The organism is Streptomyces ziwulingensis (genome assembly GCF_039542605.1).
Classification (GTDB): domain Bacteria; phylum Actinomycetota; class Actinomycetes; order Streptomycetales; family Streptomycetaceae; genus Streptomyces; species Streptomyces ziwulingensis.
This window is the reverse complement of sequence record NZ_BAABIG010000025.1, coordinates 22648-46861: the sequence shown is the minus strand read 5'-3', so window position 1 is coordinate 46861 and position 24214 is coordinate 22648. Positions and strand designations below refer to the sequence as shown.

The following is a 24214-nucleotide window of genomic DNA, read 5'->3' as shown; positions in this document are numbered from 1 at the left end:
CATGGTGCGCCGCATCCTCGGCCTGACCTCCGGCCGGATCGCCGTGACCGTCCTGGGCCTGATCGCCCTGCTCGCGGTCCTCGGCCCGCTGCTCGCCCCGCAGGACCCCCTCGCCACCAGCCAGAACGTTCTCGCCGGGACCTCCGGCGCGCACTGGCTGGGCACCGACCACCTCGGGCGGGACGTGCTGAGCCGACTGCTCGACGGCTCCCGCGTCAGCGTCGCCGGCTCGCTGGAGGTCGCCGTCACGGCCCTGGTCGTCGGTACGGTCCCGGGCATCCTCTCGGTCCATCTGGGCCGGCCGTTCGAGTGGGTCACCCTGCGGCTGGCCGACACCCTCGTCGCCCTGCCCTTCCTGCTGTTCGCCGTCGCCGTGATCGCCCTGCTGGGCAACGGTCTGACCCAGGCGATGCTCGTCACCGGGGTGCTGGTCTCCCCGCTGTTCTACCGGGTGTCGCGGGCCGCCACGCTCGCCGTGGCCCGTTCGCAGTACGTGGAGGCGGCGATCGTCTCCGGTGCGTCCGTCGGCTGGATCGTACGGCGCCACGTCTGGGCCAAGGTGCTGCCGCCGGTCGCGGTGGCGTTCGCGCAGACCGTCGGTACCGGCTTCGTCATCGTCTCCAGCCTGACGTTCCTCGGTATCGGCGTACAGCCGCCGGAGCCGACCTGGGGCGGACTGCTCGCCTCCGACCTCGGCTACCTGGGGCTGCGTCCCTGGGCCCCGCTCGCCCCGGCCCTGCTGATCATGGTCACCGTCTGGGCGGGCAACCTGCTCGCCGACGCGATCCGGGACGTCTCCGGCGAGGCGGGCCGCGCCCTCGTCGCCGGCCGCGCGGCCCGCGCCCACCGGTCCGCGAAGTCCGGCCCCGCTCCCGTCGGAGGCACACGATGACGACCCTGTCCGGAAACCTCCTCGGCCGCCGGGCCGGTACGTCCGCGGCGCGGCGCCCCGAGGCGTCCGACCCGCCGGTGGAGCCGGTGCTCTCCGTGCGCGACGTCCGCGTCACCGACCGGGCGACCGGCCGGGAGATCGTGCACGGGGTGAGCTTCGACCTCACACCGGGCCGGGCGGTCGGCATCGTCGGCGAGTCGGGCAGCGGCAAGACCCTCACCTGCCGGGCCGCGCTGGGCATCCTGCCCGCCCACTTCGAGATCAGCGGCGGCCTGATCGAGATCGAGGGCACCGACATCTCGACGCTGACGCCGGCCCGGTGGACGGCGCTGCGGGGCGCCACCGTCAGCGCCGTCTTCCAGGACCCCGCCTCCTACCTCAACCCCTCGGTGCGGGTGGGCGCGCAGATCGCCGAGGTGGTCCGCGTCAAACAGGGCCTCAGCCGGCGCACGGCCCGCCACCGCGCCGTCGAACTGCTCCGCGCGGTCCATCTGCGCGACCCTGAGCTGGTCTACGGCCAGTACACCCACGAACTGTCCGGGGGCATGCTCCAGCGGGTGCTGATCGCGGCGGCGATCGCCGCGGAGCCCCGGGTGCTCATCGCCGACGAGGCCACCACCGCGCTCGACGTCACCGTCCAGGCCGAGATCCTCGACCTCCTCGCCGACCTGCGGGAGCGGTCCGGACTGGCGCTCGTCGTCGTCTCCCACGACCTGGCCGTGGTCGCCCAGCTCTGCGACGAGGTGCTCGTCATGCGCGGCGGCGAGGTGGTCGAACGGGGCCCGACCCGCTCCGTGCTCCACGACCCCCGGCACGACTACACCCGCCTGCTCGTCGACGAGCACGAGAGCTACGGCCTGGACAAGTTCCTCGCCCCGGAGACCTCCGTGCGCCCGAAGGCCCCCGGGACGCCCGAGCACCCGAAGCACCCCGAGTACTCGAAACCCCCGAAGGAGACACCGTGACCTCCCGGCCCTCGCAGGAGCTGCCGACCGTCGGCGCCGAGGGGACGGCGGGTCCCGTGCTGGAGGTCACCGGCCTCGACGTGCACCACGGGCGCGGGCGCCGGCGCCGCGGCGCGCTGCGCGGTGTCTCACTGAGCGTGCTGCCGGGCGAGACCGTCGGAGTCATCGGCGAGACCGGATCGGGCAAGTCCACCCTGGCCCGGACCGTGCTCGGCCTGGTCCCCGCCTCCGCCGGGTCGATCACCCTCGACGGTCAGGACGTCACCTCCCTAGGCGCGCGCGGGTGGCGCGCCCTGCGCCGCCGCGGTGTCGTGCAGTACGTCTTCCAGGACCCGCTGCGCAGCCTCGACCCGGACCTCACCGTCGCGGACTCCCTCGCGGAGCCGCTGCTCGTACGCGGAGTGCCGCGCGGGGAGGCGGGGGAACGGGCCCGCGCCTTCCTCGACCGGGTGCGGCTGACCGGCGACCTCCTCGACCGGCTGCCCGGTGAACTCTCCGGCGGACAGCGCCAGCGGGTCGCGGTGGCCCGGGCGCTGATCACCGAACCGCGCCTGGTCATCCTCGACGAGCCGGTCAGCGCCCTGGACTCCGCCAACCGCGTGCAGATCCTGCAGATCCTCAAGGAACTGCGCGCCGAGGGGACGGCCCTCGTCCTCATCTCCCACGACCTCGGTTCCGTCGCCGGGGTCGCCGACCGGATCGCCGTGCTGCACCGGGGCGAACTGGTCGAGACCGGTACCGCCCGGGACGTCGTCACCCGCCCGGAGCACGTCTACACCCGGCTGCTCGTCGGCTCGGCACCGACCCTGCGCGGCACCCCCGCCGACCGCGCCGAGCGCGCCGCACTCCGTGCCCTGCTGCCCACCTGACCACCCGCCCCGCCCCGCACACCCGCCGCACACCTCTCGCACAGACACACAGACACACAGACAGGAAGACTCATGACCCGCACGATCCACCTCGCGCTGCACCCCTACGGCGTCGGCGGTCCCGGCCAGCACGGCCTGTGGAAGGACCCGCGCGTCGCGAAGAACGCCAGCATCGACATCGGCTACTACATCCGGCAGGCCCAGGCCGCCGAACACGCCCTGTTCGACGCGCTGTTCATCGTGGACAGCCAGTTCATCAACGCCACCTACCCCTCCCACTACCTCAACCGGCTGGAGCCGCTCACCCTGCTGTCGGCGGTCGCCACCCACACCCGGCACCTCGGCCTGGTGGGCACCGCCAGCTCGACCTACAACTCGCCGTTCAACCTGGCCCGGCGGTTCGCCTCGCTGGACCACATCAGCGGCGGGCGGGCCGGCTGGAACGTCGTCACCAGCTTCGACACCGGGACCTCCCGCAACTTCGGGTTCGACGAGCACCTCGACTACGCCACCCGCTACGGCCGCGCCCTGGAGTTCGTACAGGTGGCGCGCGGACTGTGGGACTCCTACGAGGACGACGCGTTCCCGGCCGACGTGGCGCGGGGGGTGTTCCTCGACCCGGAGCGGCTGCACGCGCTCGACCACGCCGGCGAGCACTTCAAGGTGGCCGGGCCCCTGAACATCTCCCGCTCGCCGCAGGGCCAGCCGGTGATCTTCCAGGCGGGTGTCTCGGAGGAGGGCCGGGACCTGGCCGCGCAGGTCGCCGAGGGCATCTACGCGCCGGGCGGGTCGCTGGAGCAGGCCCGGGAGTACTACGCCGACGTCAAGCGGCGCACCGCCGCCTACGGCCGCGACCCCGACCACATCAAGATCTTCATCCACGGCGGTCCGGTGGTCGCCGCCACGGACGAGGCGGCCCGGCGCCGGGAACGCGAGATCTTCGAGGAGGACAACGACTTCGCGAGCAACCTGGCCCTGCTCGGACGCTCCTTCGGCGCCTACGACTTCAGCGCGCACGACCTGGACGCCCCCTTCCCGGACGTGGCACACCTCGCGGAGAAGGGCGGCCGCACCGGCGCCGCGAAGCTCATCGAGCGGGCCCGGGAACAGAACCTGACGTTGCGTCAAGCAGCCGAGTCCGTGAACGAGTTCCGCCGCTCGCCGTTCGTCGGGGCGCCCGAGACCGTCGCCCGGACCATCGAGGAGTGGTTCGACGCGGGCGCCTTCGACGGCATCAACCTCGCCTTCCGCACCGACGAGGAACTGGAGCTGTTCGTGGACGGCGTCGTCCCGCTGCTGCAGAAGCGCGGGCTGTTCCGCACGGAGTACACGGCGGACACCCTGCGCGGCCACCTCGGCCTGCCCGTCCCGGCCAACCGCCACACCGCCGCGCGCACCTCGCAGAACGGCTGAGCAGCCGGCAGCCGCACCCACCGACACCCGCACCCGCACCCGCATCCGCATCCGCATCCGCAGAAGGTGAGTGACATGACCGAGTACACCGACCACCACGCCCCCGAGGGGCTGCGCACCCGGGGCACGGTCCTCGTGGTCCCCGGCCGCGGCGAGTCCCGGGAGACCTACGGCCGCCTCGGCCGGCGGCTGGCGGCCGACGCCTACCGCGTCCGCGTGGTCGACACCCCGGAGGTCGACGCCGACGACGTGCCCGGCTCGCTCCGGCGTCTGGGGGCCCGGCTGGCCGCGGCGGTGGCGGGGACCGCGGCCGAGGACGGTGTGGCGCACCCCGTCGTCCTGCTGGGCGCCGACTCGGGCGCCGCCGCCCTCGCCGCGCTGCTCGCGGGCCCCGGGCTGCCGGGGGGCGACGGGCCGCAGGCCGTCGTGCTGGCCGGACTGCCGGGCCGGACGGCCGCAGCGGGCACGGCGGCCGCGGGCACCTGGGAGGACGAACTCGACGTCCGCACCTCCTGCCCCACCCACCGCGGCACGCTCACCGAGGACCGGGGCGTGCGCCGCGGCTCCCTGGACCACGCGGTGCCCGAGGCGCTGCTCGCGGCGGCCCACGGCGCTGCCCTCACCGTCCCCGCCCTGCTGCTGGTCGGGGACGCCGATCCGCTCGCGGACCGCGCGGCCCTCGCGGACACCGCCGCCGCCCTGCCCCGGGCCCGCCTCGCGGTCGTCCGCGGCGCCCACCACGACGTCCTGAACGACCTCCAGCACCGCTCGGTGGCGGCCGAGATCGTGACGTTCCTGGAGAACCTGCGCAACGACCTGGCGCCCCTGGTCACCGTGGAGTCGAGCGCCTGGTGAGCCCGCCCGCCGCCCGAGCGCCCGGCCCCCGCGCCCGGCCACCCACCCCGTCCCCTCCCCCGGAAGGCCAGCCATGGCTCGTATCCTCTCCGTCTCGGCAAGCCCCTCCGCCTCCTCCCGTACCGCACGCCTCCTGCGTCACCTGGACGACCGGCTGCGCGCGCAGGGCCACGAGGTGACCTCGCTGGAGGTCCGTACCCTGCCGGCCGACGCGCTGCTCGGTGCCGACTTCGGGCACCCGGCGATCGTCGGGGCGGCCGCCCTGTTCGAGGAGGCCGACGGGGTGGTGATCGGCACGCCCGTCTACAAGGCGGCCTACTCCGGCCTGCTGAAGTCGCTGCTCGACCTGTTGCCGCAGTACGCCCTGGCCGGCAAGACGGTGCTGCCGCTCGCCACCGGCGGGTCCACCGCCCACGTCCTGGCCATCGACTACGCCCTGCGTCCGGTGCTCAGCTCGATGGGCGCCGCGCACATCGTGCCGGGGTGGTTCACCCTGGACCGGAGCATCACCGTGGGCGACGACGGTTCGGTGACCGTGGCGCCGGAGGCGGCCGGGGCGCTGGCCGAGGCCACGGACCGCTTCTCGACGGCGGTGTCGTACCGCACGTTCGACCTCGTGCCCGCTGCGCCATCCGGGGGAGGCGGGCGCATGACGGGAGACCCGCTCCCCCAAGCGGTCAACCAATGACTTGTGCACGCACAAGTCGGAGGGTCCATGACCGTGAGGAAAACCCTGGCGTTCGGGGCGAGCGCAGCGATGTGCGCCACCGCGCTGCTGACCGGCTGCGCCGCCGAGCCGCGGGACGCCTCCTCGCGGAGCACCCCCGCTCCCGGCGGGCGCGGCTCCCCGAGCCCGGCCGGCCCCCGCACGGTCCCCGGTCTGGGGCCGGAGACGGCGGCGCGGATCCCCGCGGCGTCCCGGCAGGCGCTGGTGGTGCGGGGCGCGACCGAGCTGAGCAACGAGGCGCGGGCGGTCCTCTACGAGCGCGGCGGCCCGGGTGACCGGTGGCGACTGGCCGCCGGTCCGTGGCCGGCCCACAACGGGCTGCGCGGCTGGACCCTCGACCACTGGGCGGGCGACCTGCGCACACCGGTCGGCGTGTTCTCGCTCAGCGACGCGGGCGGCCGGCTGCCCGACCCGGACACCCGGCTCCCCTACGACCAGGACCCGGAGTTCGAGGCGTCGGGCACCGGGCACCTCGGCGAACCGCTGGAGGGCTCCTTCGACTACGTGGTCGCCGTCGACTACAACCGGGTGACCGGCACGACCCCGCTGGACGAGACCCGCCCGCTCGGGGAGGACCGGGGTGGCGGTGTGTGGGTCCACGTCGACCACGGCGGTCCCACCAACGCGTGCGTGTCGCTGAGCGCGGAGCACATGCGGGTGCTGCTGCGGGCCCTGGACCCGGACCGGGAACCGGTCGTGGTCATGGGGCCGCGGGCGGTGCTGGCCGAGTAGCCGGCGCGGTGTCCGCGCCCTTCCCGGCGGGCGCCGGCTCCCAGCGGATGCGCGTGGCGCACAGGGACACCACCAGGGCGCAGGCGGCCACCGCGCCCATACCCCACGCCAGGTCGCTCGCGTCGGCCAGGAAGCCGATCAGCGGCGGCCCGGCCAGCAGGCCGGTGGTGCCCATGGCGGCGACGAGGGTGAGCGCGTCCGATCCCTGCCGGGCCGCCGCCGCGTACACGCACGGCGTCACCGCGGCGACGCCCAGTCCGACGCAGGCGAAGCCGAGCAGGGCGGGCAGCACACCGCCGCCGACCAGCGCGAGGGCGAGCGCGGCGGCGGCCAGCGCGCTGCCGGTGAGGACGACCCGCCGGTCGCCCCAGCGCAGCCGCCAGCCGTCGGCGAAGATCCGGGCGACGAGCATCGCCCCGGAGACCACGGCGATGCCCAGCGGCGCGAGTTCGGCGGAGGCGCCGGCGATGTCCTCCAGATACAGGGTGGACCAGTCGTTCATCGCGCCCTCGGCGACCGTGCCGAAGACCATGGCGCAGCACATCCACAGCGTGAGCCGGGTCGGCAGGGACCACCGGCGGCGCCGCTCGCCGCCGGCCGGTCCGGCCGGTCCGGCCGGCGCGGCGTCGGGGAGCAGTCCGGTGCGCGCGCTCAGACCGAGCGCCACGAGCAGGGCGAGGGCGAGGGCGAAGTGCGCTCCGACCGACGGGGTCACGGCGTTCATGGCGGAGGCGACCAGCGCGGCGAGGAGCGATCCGGCGCTGAAGGTGGCGTGCAGCTTCGCCATGGTGTTCCGCTGGTGCCGGGCCTCCAGTTCGGCGCCCTGCGCGTTCATGGCGACGTTGAGACAGCCCACCAGCACGCCGTCGACGCACATGACCAGCAGGGCCGTGCGGTAGTCGGGGGCGGCGGCCAGGGCGGGCAGTGCCAGGGCCAGGCAGAGCTGGGAGAGGAGGGCGAGGCGCCGGGAGCCCAGGCGTCTCATCAGATGGGCGACCAGCGGGAAGGAGACGGCCGCGCCGACGCCCGCGGCCATCAGCAGCACCCCGACCTGGGCCGGGGAGAGCCCCAGTTCGGTCTTGAGCGCCGGGATTCTCGACGCCCAGGTGGCGTACTGGAAGCCGAGCGAGCAGAAGAGCGCGGCGATGGCCGCCTGGCCGCGCCGGAAGGGGTCGTGGAACGGGGACACGCGCATCAGCTCGCTTCGCGGACGGGGGCGGAGGTGGGGGCGGGCCGGGCCGCCGGCAGCGGCCGGGACATGTAGACGGCGCCGGGTCCGTAACCGTCGACGGGGGCGGCGCCCGGGTGCGCGGCGAACCCGCGGGCCGCCCAGAACCGGTCGCTGCCGCCCACCGCGACCAGCGAGAGGTGCGTGTCGCCGCGGCCCCGGGCGACGGCGGTGAGGTGGCGCAGCAGGTGGCGCGCGAGCCCCCGGCGGCGTAGGGCGGGCGCGACGACGAGGTCGTGCAGGTGGAGGTTGCCGGCCGCGGGGCGGGGCGCCTCGTCCTGTCCGAGGCCGGGGCAGTGGAACGCCGGGTACGGCAGTGCCAGCAGGTACCCGGCCGTGCGGCCGTCGGCGTCCAGGACGAAGCAGGTGTCCGGCGAGAGCGCCGCGCGGGACTGGAGCGCGGCCCGCCCCTCGACCAGGCCCAGCCCGGCGTAGGCGGTGCGTTCCAGCGCCACCACGGCGTCCCAGTCACCGTCGCGGATACGGCGGATCCGCACGGCCCTCTCGCGGGAGCCGCCTTCATGCCCGGTCACGGGCGCCGCCTTCGGGTGTTCCGGTGACGGTGTACGGGAGCGGGGCGAAGCCGTTGAAGCCGAGGGTGGTGTAACTGGTCGCGTAGGCGCCGCTGGAGAGCACCCAGACCGGATCGCCCGAGGCCAGTGCGCGGGGCACCCGGACCAGGCCGTGCTCGTGGGAGTAGGCGTCGTCGCTGTCGCAGGTGGGGCCCGCGACGACCGCCGGGACGAGATCACCGCCGGTACGGCCGGGTGCGGGGAGGTGTCCGGGGAAGACCAGCCGGTACTGGAGCGCGTCCATCTCGTAGAGCCCGTTGAACTTGCCGCAGCTCAGGTAGAGCCAGTGCCGGGGTGTGCCGTCGGGCCCCCGGCGGTGGGTGAGGCGGGCGACGTGGGCGCGGATGGCGCCGTGGTCGGCGACGAGGTGCCGGCCCGGTTCGATCACGAAGTCCAGTGGGCCGCCGTGGACGCGTCGCAGGTGGGCCATGCCCTCCCGGACGACCGCGAAGATCTTGTCCAGTGGCGGGTGGAGGGGGGTGCCGTGCCGGTCGAGGTAGCCGAGGGCGGGGAGGCCGCCGCCGAGGTTGACGTGGTCGAGGCGGACACCGCGCGAGCGCAGGGCGCGCAGGACGCCGGCCAGGTCCTCCAGGGCGGTCCGCCAGGCGGTCGCGGTCATCTGCTGGGAGCCGACGTGCACCGACAGGCCCGAGGGCACCAGTCCGCGCTCGCGGGCCCGTTCCAGGACGCGGACGGCGTCCGCGGGCGCGCAGCCGAACTTGTGGGACAGGCCCCACACCGCGCCCGCTCCCGCGGTGGCCACCCGGCAGAAGACCCGGGCGCCGGGCGCGTGGACGGCGAGCGCGGCCACGTCCTCCAGGCTGTCGGTGGCGAAGGCGCGGACGCCGAGCCGGTGGGCGGCGGCGATGTGCCGGTCGGACTTGACGGTGTTGCCGTAGTGCGTGCGGGCCGCCGGGACCCCGGCCCGCGCCGCCTGTTCGATCTCGGCGGGGCTCGCCGCGTCCACGCCGGCGCCCCGGCGGGCCAGGGCGGCGAGGACCTCGTCCACCGGACACGCCTTCATCGCGAACCGGACCTCGGCGCCCGGCAGTTCGCGGCGGAGTGTGTCGTAGCGGTGTTCGATGCCGGCGAGGTCCAGGACCAGCCGGTCGTCGGTGGCCGCGGTGAGCGCCGCGGCCAGCGGGGCGCTGAGCCCGGGGGTGTCCGCCGGCCGCACGGTGGGGGTGGCCGTGCTCATCCGGGCCGTCCGGCCGGCGCGGTGAGCGGGGTGGCCCCGGCGGCGGCGACGAGCGGTTCCCACGCCTCGGTGAGCAGCGCGAAGTCGCTCATGTCGTCGCGTGCCTCGTCCAGGAGCCGTTCGCGGCGGGCGGCCAGCAGGTCGGCGACGTCGGCGTACCGGCCGCCCAGGCGCCGGTAGGCGCGGTCGACGGCGTCGAGCCGGCCGGTGTTCTCCGCCCGGTCCAGCAGGGTGCTCTCCCGGACGAGCGCGGCGACCCGCGCGGCGCGCACCCGTCCGTCGTCGTCCAGGAGTTGCTCCCCGGCCGCGGCCATCCGGTCGTAGACGTGGTGGAAGTAGCGCATCGACAGCAGGAACTTGACGAAGCGTGTCTGGTAGGCGCGGAAGCCGGGGCCGGTCCTGCGCTCGCCGGTGTGGTAGTTGACGATGTGCCGGTTGTGCAGGACGCCGGGCAGGCCGGCGGAGTGGACCAGGTGGATCAGGAAGTAGTCGCTGCCGATGGTGTCCCGCGCGGGCGGCAGCGGCACCCGCTCGTGCACGCCGTGGAAGCTGATGTTGCACATGTCGACACGCATCGGGTCGACCAGGGTGAGAGTCGCGTGGTCGGCGGTGAACGGTGCGGTGCCCGCGCCGAGGAAGGACTCCGCCGCCAGGTCCCGCTTGCGCTCGGCGGACCAGTGGGCGGGCGCCCACAGTCCGACCACGTCCCGGTACACCTCCGGGTCGGCGGCCCGCATCTCGGCCAGGTCCACGGAGAGTTCGCCGATGAACGAGGCTGCCACCATCGCCACCCGGCGGCCGGCCGCGGACGCCGGCAGGTCGGTGCGGGTGACCCTGGGCGCGGCGTCGGCCGCGTGGCTGCCGAGGGCGCGCAGTTCGTGGTGGACGGGGAAGACGGTACGGCCGTCCAGTACCTGGTAGCGGCTGTCGGAGTCCCGGCGGTGGACGGACTCGCAGCCGAGGGCGGCGGCGATCAGGAAGGCGCGGTCGGTGCAGGCCCCGTAGGAGACCGTGTCCGGCAGCAGCAGGTCCAGGAGCAGTTCGGGTTTGGCGGAGCCGGAGCGGGCGGTGACGCGCCGGAGAAAGTCGCGCTGCCGGTCCTCGTCGAGGTGGTGGACGGTGACGCGGGGGTGCGCGGGCAGGCGGCGGACCGCCTCGGTGTGCCCGGCCCGTACGGGTGGCGGGCAGGAGTCGAGGATCAGCACCCGCACCTCGACGTCGAAGTGGGCGGCGGCGTACGCCGCCTCCGCGCCGAGGGCCGCGATGGTCTCCGGGCAGGCCCGGTTCGTGGGGAGGGTCAGACAGATGCGGCGCATGCGGCGTCCCCGGTGACCTCGTCGGCGTGGCTCTCCCCGTGCCAGGACCTCAGCCCCAGCAACCTCTCCCCCAGTTCGCTCAGTTCGGCCGTCGGATAGCGTTCGGACTCGGGCCGGGCGGCGTCGCCGAGGAGGGTGGCGTTCCACTCGGGGGTGGCGAGGGTGCGCCAGGAGTCGACGCGTGAGCGGCGCAGCGAGCGGTGGGACTCCAGCGCGGGCATCATCGACAGGTACTGGACCGCGCGCACGCCCTCCTTCGAGGTGTTCGGGGCGACGCCGTGCGCGAGCAGGCCGTTCCAGACGAGCAGGTCACCGGCTTTCAACTCAGGTCGTATGACAGGCAGTTCGGCGCGGTCGACGGCGGGGCGGATCGGGTCGCGGTCGGCCGGCTGGAGGGCTTTCCAGCGGTCGAAGCGGTGGAAGAGCTCGGGGCAGCACTGGAAGCCGCCGTGGTCCGGCTCGGTGTCGCTGAGGGCGATGATGCCCTGTACGCGCTGCGGCAGGACACCGAGGGTGGTGTCGACGTCCCAGTGCAGGTTGATGTCGAAGCCGCGGTCCCGCTCCTCGATCAGCGCGCGGTCGCGGTTCCTGACGTTGGGCGGGTTGAGGTTGAGCCGGTCCAGGGTGACCCACAGCTCCTCGCAGTCCCAGACGTCGACGAAGGCGTCGTAGACCCGCCGGGTCTGCCGGCTGTCCCAGATGAGCTGGTGGTGGTACGCCTCCACGAAGCCGTAGATGTGCAGTTCGCGGTCGAGGTCGCCGCGGTAGGGCCGTTCCTCGTACCAGGTGTCCGGGCGGCCGGGGTCCAGGCCCTGGAACTCCCAGGCGAAGTCCAGCAGGCGCCGGGCGGCGGCCGGGGCGATCGCTTCCTTGACGACCACGTAGCCGTACGTCTGCCAGTGCGCGAAGTCCTTTTCCGAGAGCACCCGCAGCGGGCGCCGCTTGTCGAGGTCGCGAAGGGGGGTGCGGGCGAGGTAGGTGTCGGCGTCCGCGCTGAAGTAGGGGACGTCCGAGGCTGCTCGGTGGAGGTAGGGGTCGGGTGTCGCCATGTGGTGCTCCAAGTGGTCACCGCCGCCCGGGCCGTGGGCGGCGGTCTGTGCGAGGGGGTGGCGCCGGGTACGTACGCCGGGTCGGGCACGGAGAAGGGGAGGAGGGCGGCGGGTTCCCGCTCGGGGCCGGGTGGCGGAGCGGGGCGGCGAGGGCGGCGGGACGCATGGCGGTTCCCGGCGCGGACCGTGCCGGTTCCCCGGCCCGTCACACCTCGTTCCGATTCGGTCGTCACGGGTGCGGCGGCCGGGGCCCTGCCGCACGGCGGACGCGTCGGTCACCTCTGGTACGCCCGGCGTGGAACACCGGTCACTCATGCCCCACGCCGAACGTGCGCTCACAATGGACTAGACCAAGTGAGGCTGTCAACACCTCTCACCGGCGACCGAGTTGGGCCGCCCGAGCCCGCGGATCACCCGTCCCGGGAGGTGGCGGCAGTACGGTGCCGGGTGTCCCGGGGCGGCCGCCCGGCCGGGCGGGTGTTCAGCCGAGGGCGGCGCGGCCCCGGCGCCAGTAGCCGAAGAAGGCGATGTCGGACTTGGGCATCATCAGCAGTTCGGCCATCCACGCCTCGCTGTTGCGGCTGGGCATCCACAGCCCGTCCTGCCCGTCGCGGGGGAAGAACAGCCGCACGGTCTGGTCGAGGCCGGTGGCGTCGAGGTGGGCCAGTTCGGGGCCGCCGAGCGTGCCGGTCGAGAAGTGCGGGCTGAGCCGCTCGGTCCCGCGCACCTCCAGCGTGATCATGCGTCGGGTCCGGGGGGTGCGCACCTTGGGCAGCATGCTTGTTCTCGTCTCGCTCCCGTCGTCGGGTGGGGCGGAGGGGGCGGGCCAGCGCGGTGCGCACGGTTCACAGGTCCAGGACGAGTCGCGGGGACCGGGCCCGGGACACACAGCCAGTTGGGGAGCCGCACGTCGATGTGGGCGCCCGGCGCCCAGGACGCCCAGTTGGGCGGTGACGATCTCGCCGGCCGACGGCACCTCGTCGGCGAGGGCCTGGCCGGCCGGGTCCCACAGCCGGGACCGGACCACGGCGCGGCCGCAGTGGAAGTACACCTCGCTCACCTCCACGACGACGGCCAGCACCGGACGCCTGCCCTCGGTCTCCATCCGGGCGAGGACGTCGGGTTCGTCGGTGGGGCGGGCGGAGCCGTTGACGCGCAGGGTGAGCAATTGTTCAGGTCGTTCGCTACTCGCTTTCACGGTGCTGGCCAGGAGGTTCCATGGCGTCCGATCGACGCGGCACAAGCCCACGTAAACAGCCCCGCCAGGTCCGGGCCGAGCTGACCCGTGAGCGCATCCTCGACGCGGCTGCTCACGTTTTCGGCGAGTACGGCTACGCCGCGGGGACCACCAACCGGATCGCCGAACAGGCCCGGGTCTCGATCGGTTCGCTCTACCAGTACTACCCGAACAAGGACGCGATCCTGCTCGAGCTGGTGACCCGGCACCTCGACTCCGGGCGGGACTTCGTCGAGCGGCGGCTGGAGCAGGGGCTGCCCGACTCGCTGGAAGGGGTGCTCCGGCTCTCCGTCCGGGCCGCGATCGACAACCACCTCGACGACCCGCGGCTGCTGCGCGTCATGATGGAGCAGGCCCCGCGCTCCCCCGAGCTGCTCGCCAAGGTGAAGACGTACGAGAAGGAGCACCTCGACCACGTACGGGAGTTGCTGCGGCGGCGTCCCGAGGTGCGGGTGGCCGACACCGAGGTGGCCGGCCGGCTCGTCGTCGCCACGATCGAGCTGGTGGTCCACAAGGTCGTCGCGGACCCCGGCTCCGTCGACCTCGAACGGTTCGAGAACGAACTCGTCGCCATGCTCACCCGCTACCTGACCGGCGGCTGAGCCTCCCGGCGCAGGAAACGGATCACCGGGTGGCCGGGGCCGTCGGTGACCTCGGCCCGTACCCCGTAGACCTCCTCGATGAGCGCCGGGGTCAGCACCTCGCCCGGGGTGCCCTCGGCGACCGCGCGGCCCTCGCGCAGGACGAGCAGCCGGTCGCAGTACATCGCGGCGAGGTTGAGGTCGTGCAGGGCGATCACGGTGGTGACCGGCAGGCTCACGACCAGTTCCAGCAGGTCGAGCTGGTGCTGGATGTCGAGGTGGTTGGTGGGCTCGTCCAGCAGGAGTTCGCGGGGCTCCTGGGCGAGGGCGCGGGCGATCTGGACGCGCTGGCGCTCGCCGCCGGAGAGGGTGTGCCAGGACTGGCCGGCCCGTCCGGCCAGGCCGCTGCGGTCCAGCGCGGCGGCGACGGCCGGGCCGTCGGCGGCCGAGCCGGCCGCCCAGGGGCTGCGGTGCGGGATGCGGCCCAGGGCGACGACGTCCCGGACGGTCAGTTCGGTCTGGGTGTGCACCTGCTGTTCGACGGTGGCGATACGGCGGGCCGCGACCCGGCGGCCGACCCGGTCGAGCACCAGGCCGTCGAGGGTGACGACACCGGCGGACGGGTGCAGGACGCCGGCCAGCAGCCGCAGCAGCGTGGACTTGCCCGAGCCGTTGGGGCCGAGCAGCCCGACGGTCTCGCCCGGTCGGGGGGCGAGGGTGACGCCGTCGACGACGATCCGGCCGCCGGCACGGCGGACGACCCGGTCGGCGCGCAGCCCGGCCGTCCCCGCCACCGCTTCCCCGGCGCCCGGGAGGTCGCCCGCCGGCTTCCTCGCGGCCGCTGCCCGGTTCACGTCCGCCGCCTTCCCCGGTAGAGCACGGCCACGAAGGCGGGCACGCCGATCAGGGACGTCACCACTCCCACCGGGATCTCCTGCGGGTCGAGGACGGTACGGGCGAGGGTGTCCACCCAGACGAGGAAGACGGCGCCGGTGAGGACGGTGACGGGCAGCAGCCGGGCGTGGGCGGCCCCGGTGAGCGCGCGGGTGGCGTGCGGCAGGACCAGTCCGACGAAGCCGATCGCCCCGGCGCAGCTCACCAGCGCCGCGGTGAGCAGGGCGGTGACGCACAGGAGGATCAGGCGGGTGCGGGCCACCCGGACGCCGAGGCCGGCCGCGGCCTCCTCGCCGAAGGTGAACGCGTCCAGGGTGGAGGAGTTCAGGAGGCAGACGACGAGTACGCCGGCCAGTACCGCGGCGCAGAGCAGCACCTGCGTCCAGTCGGCGCCGGTGAGCGAGCCGAGCAGCCAGAACAGCACGCCCCGGGTGGTCTCGGCGTCCGCCGAGGTGAGCACCGTGAACGAGGTGAGCGCCGAGAAGAGCTGCATGACGGCCACCCCGGACAGCACGACGCGGTCGACGCTCCCGCCGAGCGTGTGGCTGAGCAGCAGCACCAGCCCGAAGGAGAGCAGGGCGCCGAAGAAGGCCCCGGCGGAGAGCGACACCGCTCCCCCGCCCACCCCGAGCACGATCACGGCGACCGCCCCGGTCGAGGCGCCGGAGGAGACGCCGAGCACGAACGGGTCGGCCAGCGGGTTGCGCAGCAGGGACTGCATGACCGCCCCGCACAGGGCGAGGCCCGCCCCGCAGACCGCGGCCAGCAGGGTGCGCGGCATGCGCAGGTCCCACACGATGCCGTCCCGCAGCGGCGGCAGCGTGGACTCGCCCAGCCCTAGGTGGGCGGCGACGGAGGCCCACACGTCGGCCGGGGAGATGTCGGCCGGTCCGATGGTCACCGCGACGGCCACCGAGGCGACCAGTGCGAGGAGTCCGCCGACGGTGAGCAGGGGCGTCCGGGCGCTTGTCACTTGACCAGCCCGAGGTCCCGCAGACCGGTGGCCACCTGCTCGATCCCCTCGACCGTCCGCAGGGAGGGGTTCATCGCCTGCCCGCTGAGCAGAACGTACCGCTTCTTCCTCACCGCCTCCAGGTTGCGCGTGGCGGGGTTGGTCTCCAGGAAGCGGATCTTCGCCTTCGCGGTCTCCGCGGTCTGGGACTTGCGGGTCAGGTCGCCGAGGACGATGACGTCGGGGTCACGGTCGGCGACGGTCTCCCAGTTGATCTGGGGCCACTCGTCGTGGGTGTCGGAGAAGACGTTCTCGGCGCCCACGGCGCGGGTGATGGCACCGGGGGCGCCGCAGCAGCCGGCGAGGTAGGGCGACTGGGAGTTGGCGAACCAGTACATGAGGGAGACACCGGAGGCGTCCAGGCCGTCCGTGGCCTCGCGCACCCGTTCCTTCAGGCCGGCCACGAGCTTGTCGCCGCGCTCCTCGACGCCGAAGGCGCGCGCCAGGTCATGTATCTCGCCGTAGACGGTGTCGAGGGTGAGCGGCGTGGAGCGGGAACCGTCGCCGGCGCTGTCGTTGTCCTTGCCCGCGGCGCAGTCGGACGGGGAGACGTACGTGGGCACGCCCAGTTTCTCGAACTGCTCGCGGGTGGCGACACCGCCGGTGCCGAGCGTGGAGACGAAGGAGGCGGTGACGAAGTCCGGTTCGGTGTCCAGGACCTTCTCGAAGGAGGGGGCGTTGTCGGCGAGGCGCGGCACCGAGGCGTTCGCCTTCTCCAGCCCCTTCAGCACCGGGTCGGTCCAGGTGGCGGTGGCGGCGAGGCGGTCCGCCAGGCCCAGGGAGAGCAGGATCTCGGTGGAGCCCTGGTTGAGGGAGACGGCGTGCCGCGGCGCGGAGTTCAGGGTGACCTCGTGGCCGCAGTTGCCGAGGGTGAGCGGGTAGCCGGTGGCGGCGGACCCGGCCGCCTCGCCGGCCGCCGTCCCGTCCGGGTCCTGGGCGGAGCCGCACGCGGTGAGCAGCGCGGCGGAGGTGAGCAGGAGCGCGACGGGGCGCACGGGGGAACGGAACACGGGAATGCCTCAGCTTTCGGGGCTCGGACGCGGAGCCTGGCCTACGGTCGACCTCCGCGCGGACGCGGAGGTGCCAGCAGGTCTTCGGACTCGGGTTCGTCCGGACGAGGCGCCTTCCCGGGAGGTGTGCGCCGGCGCGGTGTCCGGCGTGGTCTGTCCCAGTGGCTTCAGTGCCCCGCCCGTCCCCCTCACCGCTGCGCGTCAGTTCCGGATTCACACCGGATTCCCCGACCACGGATGTGGCACGACTGGCCTGCGCAGCGTACCAACCTCCCGGTCGGTGGCCTCGGGCGGCCCGGTCAGCCCGCGGTGACGGCGGCGAGCCGCGCCCGGACCCGGTCGGTGCCGGCGGCCGTGCGCAGGGGCGCGGCGACGGCACAACCGGGCAGGGTGGCCTTGGCCAGGGCGCCCAGCAGGGCGCGGGGGCCGCCGTCGAGGTAGGTGGTGAACCCGGCCCGGTGCAGGGCGTGCAGGGCCCGCGGGAAGGCGAGGGGTTCGGTGAGGTGGGCGGCCGCCGCGGTGCGCAGTTGGGCCGGGGTGCGGGCGGGGCGGCCGGCGGCGGTGTGCACGGCGAGCGTCGGGGGCCGCAGCGGCTGGCCGCGCAGAAGGGCCCGGAAGGCGCGGTGGACGTCGGTGAGGAGGGGGTGGTGGTAGGCGGTGCGGCTGGTGAGGGGGGTGGCGCGGTGGCCGCTGTCGAGGACCGCCCGCCGGGCCCGGTCCAGCGGGGCGGCGGGCCCGGCGAGGACGACCTGGGCGGGGGCGTTGTGGGCGGCGATCCGTACCTCGGACAGGCCGGAGGCGCGGAGCAGTTCCGCCGCGCGGTCGGCGGTCAGGTCGGTGGCCAGCATTCCGGCGGCGGGCAGCCCTGCGGTACGCAGCAGGCGGTCGCGGACCCGCAGCAGCCGGACTCCCTGGCGCACGGTGAGGACCCCGGCCGCGGTGAGGGCGGCGAGGTCTCCGACGCTGTGGCCGAGCACCGCGTCGACCCGGGTGCCGGTGTGGCGGGCGAGGCCGAGGAGCAGGGTGGCGGCGGCGACCGCGGCGGCGTAGGTGGCCAGGTCGAACCCGAGGGGGTCGGCGCGCAGGAGTTCCTCGGGGCCGGGTGCGCCCTCCTCGGTGAGGAGGGCGCCGACCGGCGCTGCGGCATCGCCCCGGCCCGCCGCGGCGGCGTCCGCGGCGGTGAGGACCTCGGCGACCGCGGGGACCTCGCGCAGGTGACGCAGGGCGCCCGGAAGGTAGGCTCCCTGCCCGGGACACATCAGCACCGTGCGCGGCCGGCCGTCCCCGGCGGCCGGTTCACCGGGGGACATCGACGATTTCCGACGGGGCGCCGCAGGGGTGGGTCATGAGGCGTTGGCGAAGGCCAGTGCGACGTTGTGGCCGCCGAAGCCGATGCTCGTGCTGACCGCCGCGAGCGGGCCGGACGGCAGCGACTCGGGGTGCCGGCCGACGACGTTCAGTTCGATGGCGGGGTCGACGCGTTCGAGGCTGCGGGTGGGCGGTGCGGTTCTCTCGCGCAGGGCGAGGACGGTGGTGACCGCCTCGATCGCCCCGGCGGCGCCCAGAGTGTGTCCGAGGGCCGCCTTGGGCGCGCTGACCGCCACGTCGTGCAGCGCCTTGCCGAAAGCCGTGTGCAGCGCCTGGGCCTCGCAGAGGTCGCCCACGGGTGTCGAGGTGGCGTGCGCGTTGACGTGCCGTACGTCCGCGGGCTCCAGTCCGGCGTCGTGCAGCGCGGCGCTCACCGCGGCGGCGCAGCCGGTGCCGCCGGGGGCGGGCTGCGCGACGTGGTGACTGTCGTTGGTGATGCCCGCGCCGGTCAGCCGGCAGTGCACGCGGGCGCCGCGGGCCGCGGCGTGCTCGGCGCTCTCCACCACGAGTATCCCGGCCCCCTCCCCCATCACGAAGCCGTCGCGGTCCGCGTCGAAGGGGCGCGAGGCCCGGTCGGGGTCCTCACTGAGCCGGGAGAGTGCCCGCAGGCGGGCGAACCCGGCGAAGACCAGCGGATGCAGTCCGGCCTCGGCGCCGCCCGCGACCACCACGTCGGCGCGGCCGTCCCGGATCAGTTCGAGGGCCTGGGCGACGGCCTCGGCGCCGGAGGCACAGGCGCTGACCGGGGTGTGCACCCCGGCCCTCGCGCCGACCAGCAGGCCGACCTCGGCGGCCGGGTGGTTGGGCAGCATGACCGGGATGGCCCGGGGGCTGACCCGGGCCGGACCGCCCGCCTCCAGCCGGCGGTTCTGCTCCAGGATGCTGAGGAGCCCGCCCAGCCCCACGCCGACGGCCACCACGACCCGGGAGCCGCGCTCGACGAGCGAGGGCCCGTCCGGCAGGCCCGCGTCCCGCAGCGCCTCGCGGGCCGCGACCAGCGCGAACTGTGCGGAGCGGTCACAGTGCGACACCTTCACCGGTGACAGCACCGAGGCGGGGTCGACGGCGGCCGGTGCCGCCGGATAGATCTGCGCGGGGCCGCCCGGCACCCCGTAGTCGACGCGTTCGACGCCGCACGCCCCCTCCAGGAGCGCCGTCCAGGTGGAGGGGACGTCACCGCCCAGCGCCGTGGTCATGCCCAGCCCCGTGACGACGGCCTCCGTCCGGTGGCGGTCCGGTGCCGCCGCCCGCCATGGGCTCACGCGGCGCCGCCGGCCGGGGCGGCGACCACGGAGGAGAGGTGGTCGACGATCTCGCGGACCGTGGCGAGCCCCGCCGCCTCCGCCACGGGCACCTGGACGTGCCACCGGTCCTCGATCGCCGCGACCAGCTCCAGCAGGGCCAGCGAGTCGACGCCCAGGTCGTCCTTGAGGTGGCAGTCGAGACCGACCTCGTCGGCGGAGACGTCCTCCACGGTGGCGGCCAGCAGCTCGCGCAGCTCGTCGAAGAGCTCTCGTTCCTCGGCGTTGATCGGCATGACACGCTCCTTTTCCTCGTCCACACGTCGCGCACCCGGGCCGGGAGGCGGGAGGACCGTCCGGCCCGGGTGTTCCGACGTGGCACCGGCGCCTGCCGGATGCACGGCGACAGCCTTTCCGAGCAGCCGCGGCGGTAACCGCCGTTCGAGGAGGGACGGCGGGGCGGCAGAAGCACGCGAGGGGCGCCCCCGGAGTCACCCGGCCGCCCTTCACTCACAGGCGCCCCCGGGCGCGTGCAGGGTGCGCGGCGGCCGGCGCGTAAAGAACCGGCGCGCAACGGCGATGACGGCCGCCGCGCGGAACGGCCCGGCCGGTCACGGTCGGTCGGTTGCCGCCGGTCAGTCGCGGCCCGGCCGGTAGCGGCCCTCTACGTAGACGAGGGCGTCGCCGACGGGGCGTTCCGCCGTACCGCTGGGCCGGTTGACCAGGGCGCCGCGCACCGACATGGCGGTGGAGCCGCCGCCGTCGAGGTTGACGGCGTCCCGCAGGCCCAGCGACCGGGCCACGGCGGCGGTCTCGGCCATGGTGGTGCCGACGCTGCCGGTCATCCGGCCGTCGACGGTGACCAGCACGATTTTTCCGTCCCGGGTGGTGCCGGCCAGGGTGCGGGGGTTGCGCTCGAAGAAGCTGCCGGTGCCGTCGGGCACCACGATCCGCCCGTCCCGGGTGAGGCGGTAGCGCCCGTTGACGCCGAACAGCCCGTCCCGCGCCGGAATCCGTCTGCCCTGTTCGTCGGTGAGTTCCGAGGTCGTGGTGAGGCAGCCGCCGCCCGCCAGGTCCAGCAGGGCCGCGCTCTCCTTCCCGGTGGCCTGCAAGGAGGTCTGACGGCCGGTCAGCCGGGTGCCCCGGGTGGTCGCGGTGCGCACCACGCAGCCGCGGCGCTCGAGGACCACCTCGACGCCGGCGCCGGACGGGGTGGCGTCGGCGAACTCGGGGGTGAACCGGACCACGTCGCCGGAGTCGGCGCACCCGCTCTGGTCGGGCAGGCCGGCGCAGGCGGCGGGGACGACCGGCGGGTGGTCGAGGTACTCCAGCGGCAGTGCCGCCCCGGTCCGGCGGTTGTGGACGCCGCCGGTCCAGCTCAGCCGGCCGGTCAGGGTCCTGCCGGTGCGGGCGTCCACGACGAAGTCGGCCTCGGTGGCGTCTCCGGTGGGCTCGCTCAGCAGCTTCCCGCCGTACAGGCCGAGGCCGACCGGGTCACCGGGGTACAGGGCGCTGGCGGTGAAGGTGAAGAAGGAGGCGTTGACACCGGCCAGCGCCCCGGCGCCGCTGACCAGGTCGGTGGTCTTCTCCGTGCGGGCGAGGTCGGGGCCGTGGGTGGCCTTCAGGTGCCCGTCGGCCCTGCGGGGGTCGATGGTGAGGACGTTGACCGCCCACGGTCCCCGGGTGGTGGTGTTGATCTGGTCGGCGGGGGCGGGTTCGGTTCCCCGCACGATGCGGGTGAGGGTGACGCCGTCGGCCAGGGTCTCGCTGCCGCGGGTCTCCACCAGGTCGGCGTCACCGAGCGGCAGCGCGGCCGGGACGGCACCCGTCCGGCCGCTCGCACCGGCTTGTCCGCTCGCGTCGGTACGTCCGCTCGCACCCGCCTGGCCGGTCGCGCCCGCCAGCACGGTGAGCGTGGCGGCGGTGACGGCCAGCGCGCGCCACCCCGCGGAACTCTTCGAGAGAGATGTCATGCACGCGATACTGGCGGACCCCGGCCAACGCGCACCGGCCCGGGAGTTGATCCGTCGGCTCCGCGCGGATGAACGCTGAGCCCCGCCGCTTCGTCCCGCTCACTCGAACCGGGCGGTGATCAGGGCGATGTCGTCGCCCTTGTTCTTCCCGAAGCGCGCCAGCAGCAGATCACACAGCTCTTCGAGATCGTCCGGCCCGTCGGCCACCACCGTCCGGAACTCGGCGAGGGTGGTGTCCAGGGCGACGGACCGCACCTCCACGAGACCGTCGGTCACCATCAGCAGGGAGGTGCCGCGCGTGATGTCCACGACGGTGGGCGGCGGGTGCGACAGCCCCATGCCCAGGAGCGGGCCGTGCGGGTGGTGGAACCACGGCCCCTGGTCCGGGTCGATCACCAGGGGCGGGAGGTGACCGGCGTTGGCGATGTGCAGGTGACGGTGGTCCGGGGTGACGAGGACCAGGCAGAGGGTGAGGGTGATGCCGGGCTGCGACTGGCCGAGCAGGGTCTCCAGACGCTCCAGTATGCGGTGCGGGGGGTGGCCCTCGATGGCGTAGGCGCGCAGCGCGTGGCGGACCTCGCCCATGACGGTCGCCGCGGTCACGGAGTGTCCGACGACGTCCCCGATGGCGAGCAGCAGGCCGCCCGGCGTCCGTACCGCCTCGTAGAAGTCGCCGCCGATCTCGGCGTGTTCGGAGGCCGGGAGATAGCGGAAGGCCAGCTCGACGCCGGGGACGGCGGGCAGTTCCTTGGGGAGGAAGGAGCGTTGCAGGGCGAGCCCGAGGGCGTGTTCCTCGTTGTAGGTCCGCAGCGCTTCGAGGGCCAGGGCGCTGGCGTTGGCGAGCTGCTGCAGGAGCTGCTCGTCGTCGGCGCCGCGCAGGACGCTCGCGGGGACGGCCATGCAGACGGGGGGACGGCCGCGCTTGGTCCGGGCGACCGCGAGCGCGATGTCTCCGGGGAGGTGGTCGGCGGGCAGCAGGGCCTGCCACTGCCCGTGCGGGATCCGCACCACCGTGACCCCGGTGTCCTGCTGCAGGCCGTGGGCGGCCAGCCGGTCCAGCAGGCCGGGATGGGCGGGCCGGGTCTGTACGGCGGCCAGGGGTGCGTCGATCATGCTGTGCACGGCCTGCGCCTGGGGCGAGAGGAACACCGCGCTGGCGGGGCTGGACAGGACGGTGGCCGCGCCGCCGGTCGCCGCCGAGGCGAAGGAGTGGAAACCGACCGCGCTGTAGACGTCCAGGGTCGCCCGGTTGAGCGCGAAGAGGCGGTGCGCGAGCCGTTCGGCACGTTGGCGGGCCCGGGCGTAACGCAGGGTGGCGGCGACGGTGGCGAGCAGTTCGCCGGGGTCGATGGGCTGGTCGAGGTAGGCGTCGGCACCCCGGCGCAGTCCTTCGGCGTGGTCGTCGGGGCTGATCGCGGCGGCGGAGATCTGGATGATCGGCAGATGGGCCGTGCGCGGGTCGCTCTTGAGGCGTTCGCTGACCTCGAAGCCGCTCATGTCGGGCAGCAGGACGTCGATGATGGCGAGGTCGGGCAGCAGCTCGGGGGCGGTGTCCAGCTCGGCCAGTCCCTCCTCGCCGGTGGCGGCGCCGATGACCAGGTGTCCCGCGCGCCGCAGCCAGCTCGTGAGGATGTAGCGGTTCGCCTCGCTGTCGTCGACGACCAGGACGGTCGCCGGCACATGGTCCTGCGCTCTACTCGTCACGGTCCGCCCTTTCGGCCTCGGCTTCCTTCGGGTACCCGGGTCCGAGATCGGGTAGGCGCACCTGTACGCGGGTGCCGGTGCCGACGGTGCTGGTGAGGCTGAGGGAGCCGCCGAGCAGTTCGGCGAGGGTACGGGCGTAGGGCAGGCCGAGGCCGGTGCCGGGCTGTCTTCTCTGCTGGGCGCCGCGGACCTGGTAGAACGCCTCGAAGACCCGGCCCTGCTCCTCGGGCGGGATGCCGATGCCGGTGTCCGTGACGGTGAACAGGATGGCGGCCGCCGACGGCTCGGGGTCGATGTCGACGTCGAGGCGCACCTCGCCCCGCTCGGTGAACTTCATGGCGTTGGAGAGCAGGTTGCGCAGGATCCGGACCAGGAGCGTCTCGTCGGTCACCAGCGCCGGCTGCCCGGTGAGGCCCGGGGTGACCAGGGTGACGCGCTCGTGGTCGTGGCTGCTCAGGATCAGGCTGCGCAGGTGGGCGACGACCAGGCGCAGGTCCACCGGTTCCGGGTGGATCTCCAGGTGGCCGGCCTCGGCCTTCGCCACGTCCAGCAGGTCGCTCACCAGGGCGAGCAGGGTCTGCCCCGAGGAGGCGATGAGTTCGACCTGTTCGCGCTGTTCGTCGGTGAGGGCCTGGGAGCTGGGGGCGAGGAGCAGGGTGGAGAGCGCGACGACGGAGTTGACCGGGGTGCGCAGTTCGTGGCTGATGTTGGTCCAGAAGCGGGTCTTGGCCTCGCTCGCCTCCAGCAACTGGTGACGTTTGTCCTCCAGCTCGGAGTGGAGCGCCACCACACCGCTGTTGGTGGCCTCCAGTTCCTGGGTCAGCTCGGAGTAGAGCGCGAGCACGCCGCGGTTGGTCTCCTCCAGCTCCTCGTTGAGCCGGCGCATCTCCTCGCGCTGGGCGCGGGTCTCCTCCAGGGTGGCGATCAGGTCGCGGGTCTGGGCGCGCAGGTCGTCCGCCTCGGTGGACCGGGCGTCGCCGCCGAGCGTCTCCGCCAGCCGGCTCCGCTGTCCGGCGGCGTCGGCGGCCTCCGCGGGGAGGGGCTGGGTGATGACGATACGGCCGCCGCCGGCGTCGGCCTCGTGGTCGAGCCGGACGAGCTTCGCGGCCAGGTCGAGGGTCTCCTGGGCCGGCGGCGGCCCGCCCGCCCAGGAGAAGGTGACGACGAGAGCGGCGGGCTGTTCCGCGGTGTCCAGTCCGAAGGAGACCTTCAGGCCGCGGGAGGCCAGCCGGTCGCGGCCCAGCTCGCTGACGGCGGTGGCCAGGCGGACCTGGTCCTGCCGTTCCAGCTCCAGGACTGCCGCGGCCTGCTGCGCGCCGCGCCGCAGGCCGAAGACGTCCTGGGCCGAGGTGAGCGCGAAGGCCGCCACCGGCTCGGC

Annotated in this window: 23 protein-coding genes and 1 riboswitch; of the genes, 8 read left to right on the top strand and 15 right to left on the bottom strand. The window is 74.4% G+C overall.

Annotated elements, in window-relative coordinates; translation table 11 throughout:
- The first annotated feature begins 1 nt into the window (after position 1).
- The 7 genes from ABEB00_RS15010 to ABEB00_RS14980 all read left to right on the top strand — a co-directional run bounded on the left by ABEB00_RS15010 (position 2) and on the right by ABEB00_RS14980 (position 6453).
- Positions 2 to 892, top strand: a complete 891-nt coding sequence (locus ABEB00_RS15010) for an ABC transporter permease (protein WP_345620102.1) — start codon at positions 2 to 4, stop codon at positions 890 to 892.
- Complete coding sequence (locus ABEB00_RS15005; protein ID WP_345620101.1) at positions 889 to 1857, top strand: ABC transporter ATP-binding protein; 969 nt, start codon at positions 889 to 891, stop codon at positions 1855 to 1857. The genes ABEB00_RS15010 and ABEB00_RS15005 overlap by 4 nt, the downstream gene beginning before the upstream one ends.
- Complete coding sequence (locus tag ABEB00_RS15000; protein WP_425586495.1) at positions 1854 to 2726, top strand: ABC transporter ATP-binding protein; 873 nt, start codon at positions 1854 to 1856, stop codon at positions 2724 to 2726. The genes ABEB00_RS15005 and ABEB00_RS15000 overlap by 4 nt, the downstream gene beginning before the upstream one ends.
- Before the next feature lie 72 nt (positions 2727 to 2798).
- Positions 2799 to 4139, top strand: a complete 1341-nt coding sequence (locus ABEB00_RS14995; protein ID WP_345620100.1) for an LLM class flavin-dependent oxidoreductase — start codon at positions 2799 to 2801, stop codon at positions 4137 to 4139.
- 75 nt (positions 4140 to 4214) lie between these two features.
- On the top strand, positions 4215 to 4994 hold the full coding sequence (locus ABEB00_RS14990) for an alpha/beta hydrolase (RefSeq protein ID WP_345620098.1): 780 nt from the start codon (positions 4215 to 4217) through the stop codon (positions 4992 to 4994).
- 73 nt (positions 4995 to 5067) lie between these two features.
- The gene (gene ssuE, locus ABEB00_RS14985; protein ID WP_345620096.1) at positions 5068 to 5682 is read left to right on the top strand and encodes an NADPH-dependent FMN reductase; all 615 of its coding nucleotides are present in this window, start codon (positions 5068 to 5070) and stop codon (positions 5680 to 5682) included.
- Positions 5683 to 5709: 27 nt separating this feature from the next.
- Positions 5710 to 6453, top strand: coding sequence for a L,D-transpeptidase family protein (locus ABEB00_RS14980; protein ID WP_345620095.1), 744 nt, complete (start codon positions 5710 to 5712; stop codon positions 6451 to 6453).
- Here ABEB00_RS14980 and ABEB00_RS14975 read toward each other — a convergent pair.
- From ABEB00_RS14975 to ABEB00_RS14950, 6 genes are all read right to left on the bottom strand, one after another.
- Positions 6422 to 7648, bottom strand: a complete 1227-nt coding sequence (locus ABEB00_RS14975) for an MFS transporter (protein WP_345620094.1) — start codon at positions 7646 to 7648, stop codon at positions 6422 to 6424. The two genes, ABEB00_RS14980 and ABEB00_RS14975, sit on opposite strands and share 32 nt — an antisense overlap.
- A complete protein-coding gene (locus ABEB00_RS14970; RefSeq protein WP_345620092.1) occupies positions 7648 to 8214 on the bottom strand; it encodes a GNAT family N-acetyltransferase in 567 nt (188 codons plus the stop codon). The genes ABEB00_RS14975 and ABEB00_RS14970 overlap by 1 nt, the downstream gene beginning before the upstream one ends.
- The gene (locus ABEB00_RS14965; protein ID WP_345620091.1) at positions 8201 to 9451 is read right to left on the bottom strand and encodes a type III PLP-dependent enzyme; all 1251 of its coding nucleotides are present in this window, start codon (positions 9449 to 9451) and stop codon (positions 8201 to 8203) included. Before ABEB00_RS14965 ends, ABEB00_RS14970 begins: the two co-directional genes overlap by 14 nt.
- Positions 9448 to 10767, bottom strand: coding sequence for a DUF6271 family protein (locus ABEB00_RS14960; RefSeq protein ID WP_345620090.1), 1320 nt, complete (start codon positions 10765 to 10767; stop codon positions 9448 to 9450). The genes ABEB00_RS14965 and ABEB00_RS14960 overlap by 4 nt, the downstream gene beginning before the upstream one ends.
- Entirely contained in the window at positions 10749 to 11816 is a 1068-nt protein-coding gene (locus ABEB00_RS14955; RefSeq protein WP_345620089.1) for a phytanoyl-CoA dioxygenase family protein, read from the bottom strand. Before ABEB00_RS14955 ends, ABEB00_RS14960 begins: the two co-directional genes overlap by 19 nt.
- 481 nt (positions 11817 to 12297) lie before the next feature.
- Positions 12298 to 12984 carry a siderophore-interacting protein gene (locus ABEB00_RS14950; protein WP_345620088.1) on the bottom strand — a complete coding sequence of 229 codons (687 nt, stop codon included), beginning with the start codon at positions 12982 to 12984 and terminating at the stop codon, positions 12298 to 12300.
- Positions 12985 to 13034: 50 nt separating this feature from the next.
- Between ABEB00_RS14950 and ABEB00_RS14945 the strand changes: the two genes are divergently transcribed.
- Positions 13035 to 13655, top strand: a complete 621-nt coding sequence (locus ABEB00_RS14945; protein WP_345620087.1) for a TetR/AcrR family transcriptional regulator — start codon at positions 13035 to 13037, stop codon at positions 13653 to 13655.
- On the opposite strand, the gene ABEB00_RS14940 is transcribed toward ABEB00_RS14945, so the two are convergent.
- The 9 genes from ABEB00_RS14940 to ABEB00_RS14900 all read right to left on the bottom strand — a co-directional run bounded on the left by ABEB00_RS14940 (position 13637) and on the right by ABEB00_RS14900 (position 24205).
- Positions 13637 to 14428, bottom strand: coding sequence for an ABC transporter ATP-binding protein (locus tag ABEB00_RS14940; protein WP_345620253.1), 792 nt, complete (start codon positions 14426 to 14428; stop codon positions 13637 to 13639). The genes ABEB00_RS14945 and ABEB00_RS14940 overlap by 19 nt on opposite strands.
- A 56-nt stretch (positions 14429 to 14484) precedes the next feature.
- Positions 14485 to 15501: a FecCD family ABC transporter permease gene (locus ABEB00_RS14935; protein WP_345620086.1), complete on the bottom strand. Its 1017-nt coding sequence runs from the start codon at positions 15499 to 15501 to the stop codon at positions 14485 to 14487.
- Positions 15498 to 16550 carry an ABC transporter substrate-binding protein gene (locus ABEB00_RS14930; protein WP_486389427.1) on the bottom strand — a complete coding sequence of 351 codons (1053 nt, stop codon included), beginning with the start codon at positions 16548 to 16550 and terminating at the stop codon, positions 15498 to 15500. Before ABEB00_RS14930 ends, ABEB00_RS14935 begins: the two co-directional genes overlap by 4 nt.
- 58 nt (positions 16551 to 16608) lie before the next feature.
- Positions 16609 to 16818: riboswitch (cobalamin riboswitch) on the bottom strand.
- A gap of 31 nt (positions 16819 to 16849) precedes the next feature.
- Complete coding sequence (locus ABEB00_RS14925; RefSeq protein ID WP_345620085.1) at positions 16850 to 17860, bottom strand: ACP S-malonyltransferase; 1011 nt, start codon at positions 17858 to 17860, stop codon at positions 16850 to 16852.
- Positions 17861 to 17893: 33 nt separating this feature from the next.
- Entirely contained in the window at positions 17894 to 19180 is a 1287-nt protein-coding gene (locus ABEB00_RS14920; protein WP_345620084.1) for a beta-ketoacyl-[acyl-carrier-protein] synthase family protein, read from the bottom strand.
- The gene (locus ABEB00_RS14915; RefSeq protein WP_345620083.1) at positions 19177 to 19455 is read right to left on the bottom strand and encodes an acyl carrier protein; all 279 of its coding nucleotides are present in this window, start codon (positions 19453 to 19455) and stop codon (positions 19177 to 19179) included. The genes ABEB00_RS14920 and ABEB00_RS14915 overlap by 4 nt, the downstream gene beginning before the upstream one ends.
- Positions 19456 to 19794: 339 nt before the next feature.
- Positions 19795 to 21132 (bottom strand): phosphodiester glycosidase family protein, encoded by a 1338-nt coding sequence (locus ABEB00_RS14910; protein ID WP_345620082.1) that lies wholly within the window; start codon positions 21130 to 21132, stop codon positions 19795 to 19797.
- A 99-nt stretch (positions 21133 to 21231) separates the two neighbouring features.
- Positions 21232 to 22836 carry a SpoIIE family protein phosphatase gene (locus tag ABEB00_RS14905; RefSeq protein ID WP_345620081.1) on the bottom strand — a complete coding sequence of 535 codons (1605 nt, stop codon included), beginning with the start codon at positions 22834 to 22836 and terminating at the stop codon, positions 21232 to 21234.
- The gene (locus ABEB00_RS14900; RefSeq protein WP_345620251.1) at positions 22826 to 24205 is read right to left on the bottom strand and encodes a sensor histidine kinase; all 1380 of its coding nucleotides are present in this window, start codon (positions 24203 to 24205) and stop codon (positions 22826 to 22828) included. Before ABEB00_RS14900 ends, ABEB00_RS14905 begins: the two co-directional genes overlap by 11 nt.
- Positions 24206 to 24214: the final 9 nt, after the last annotated feature.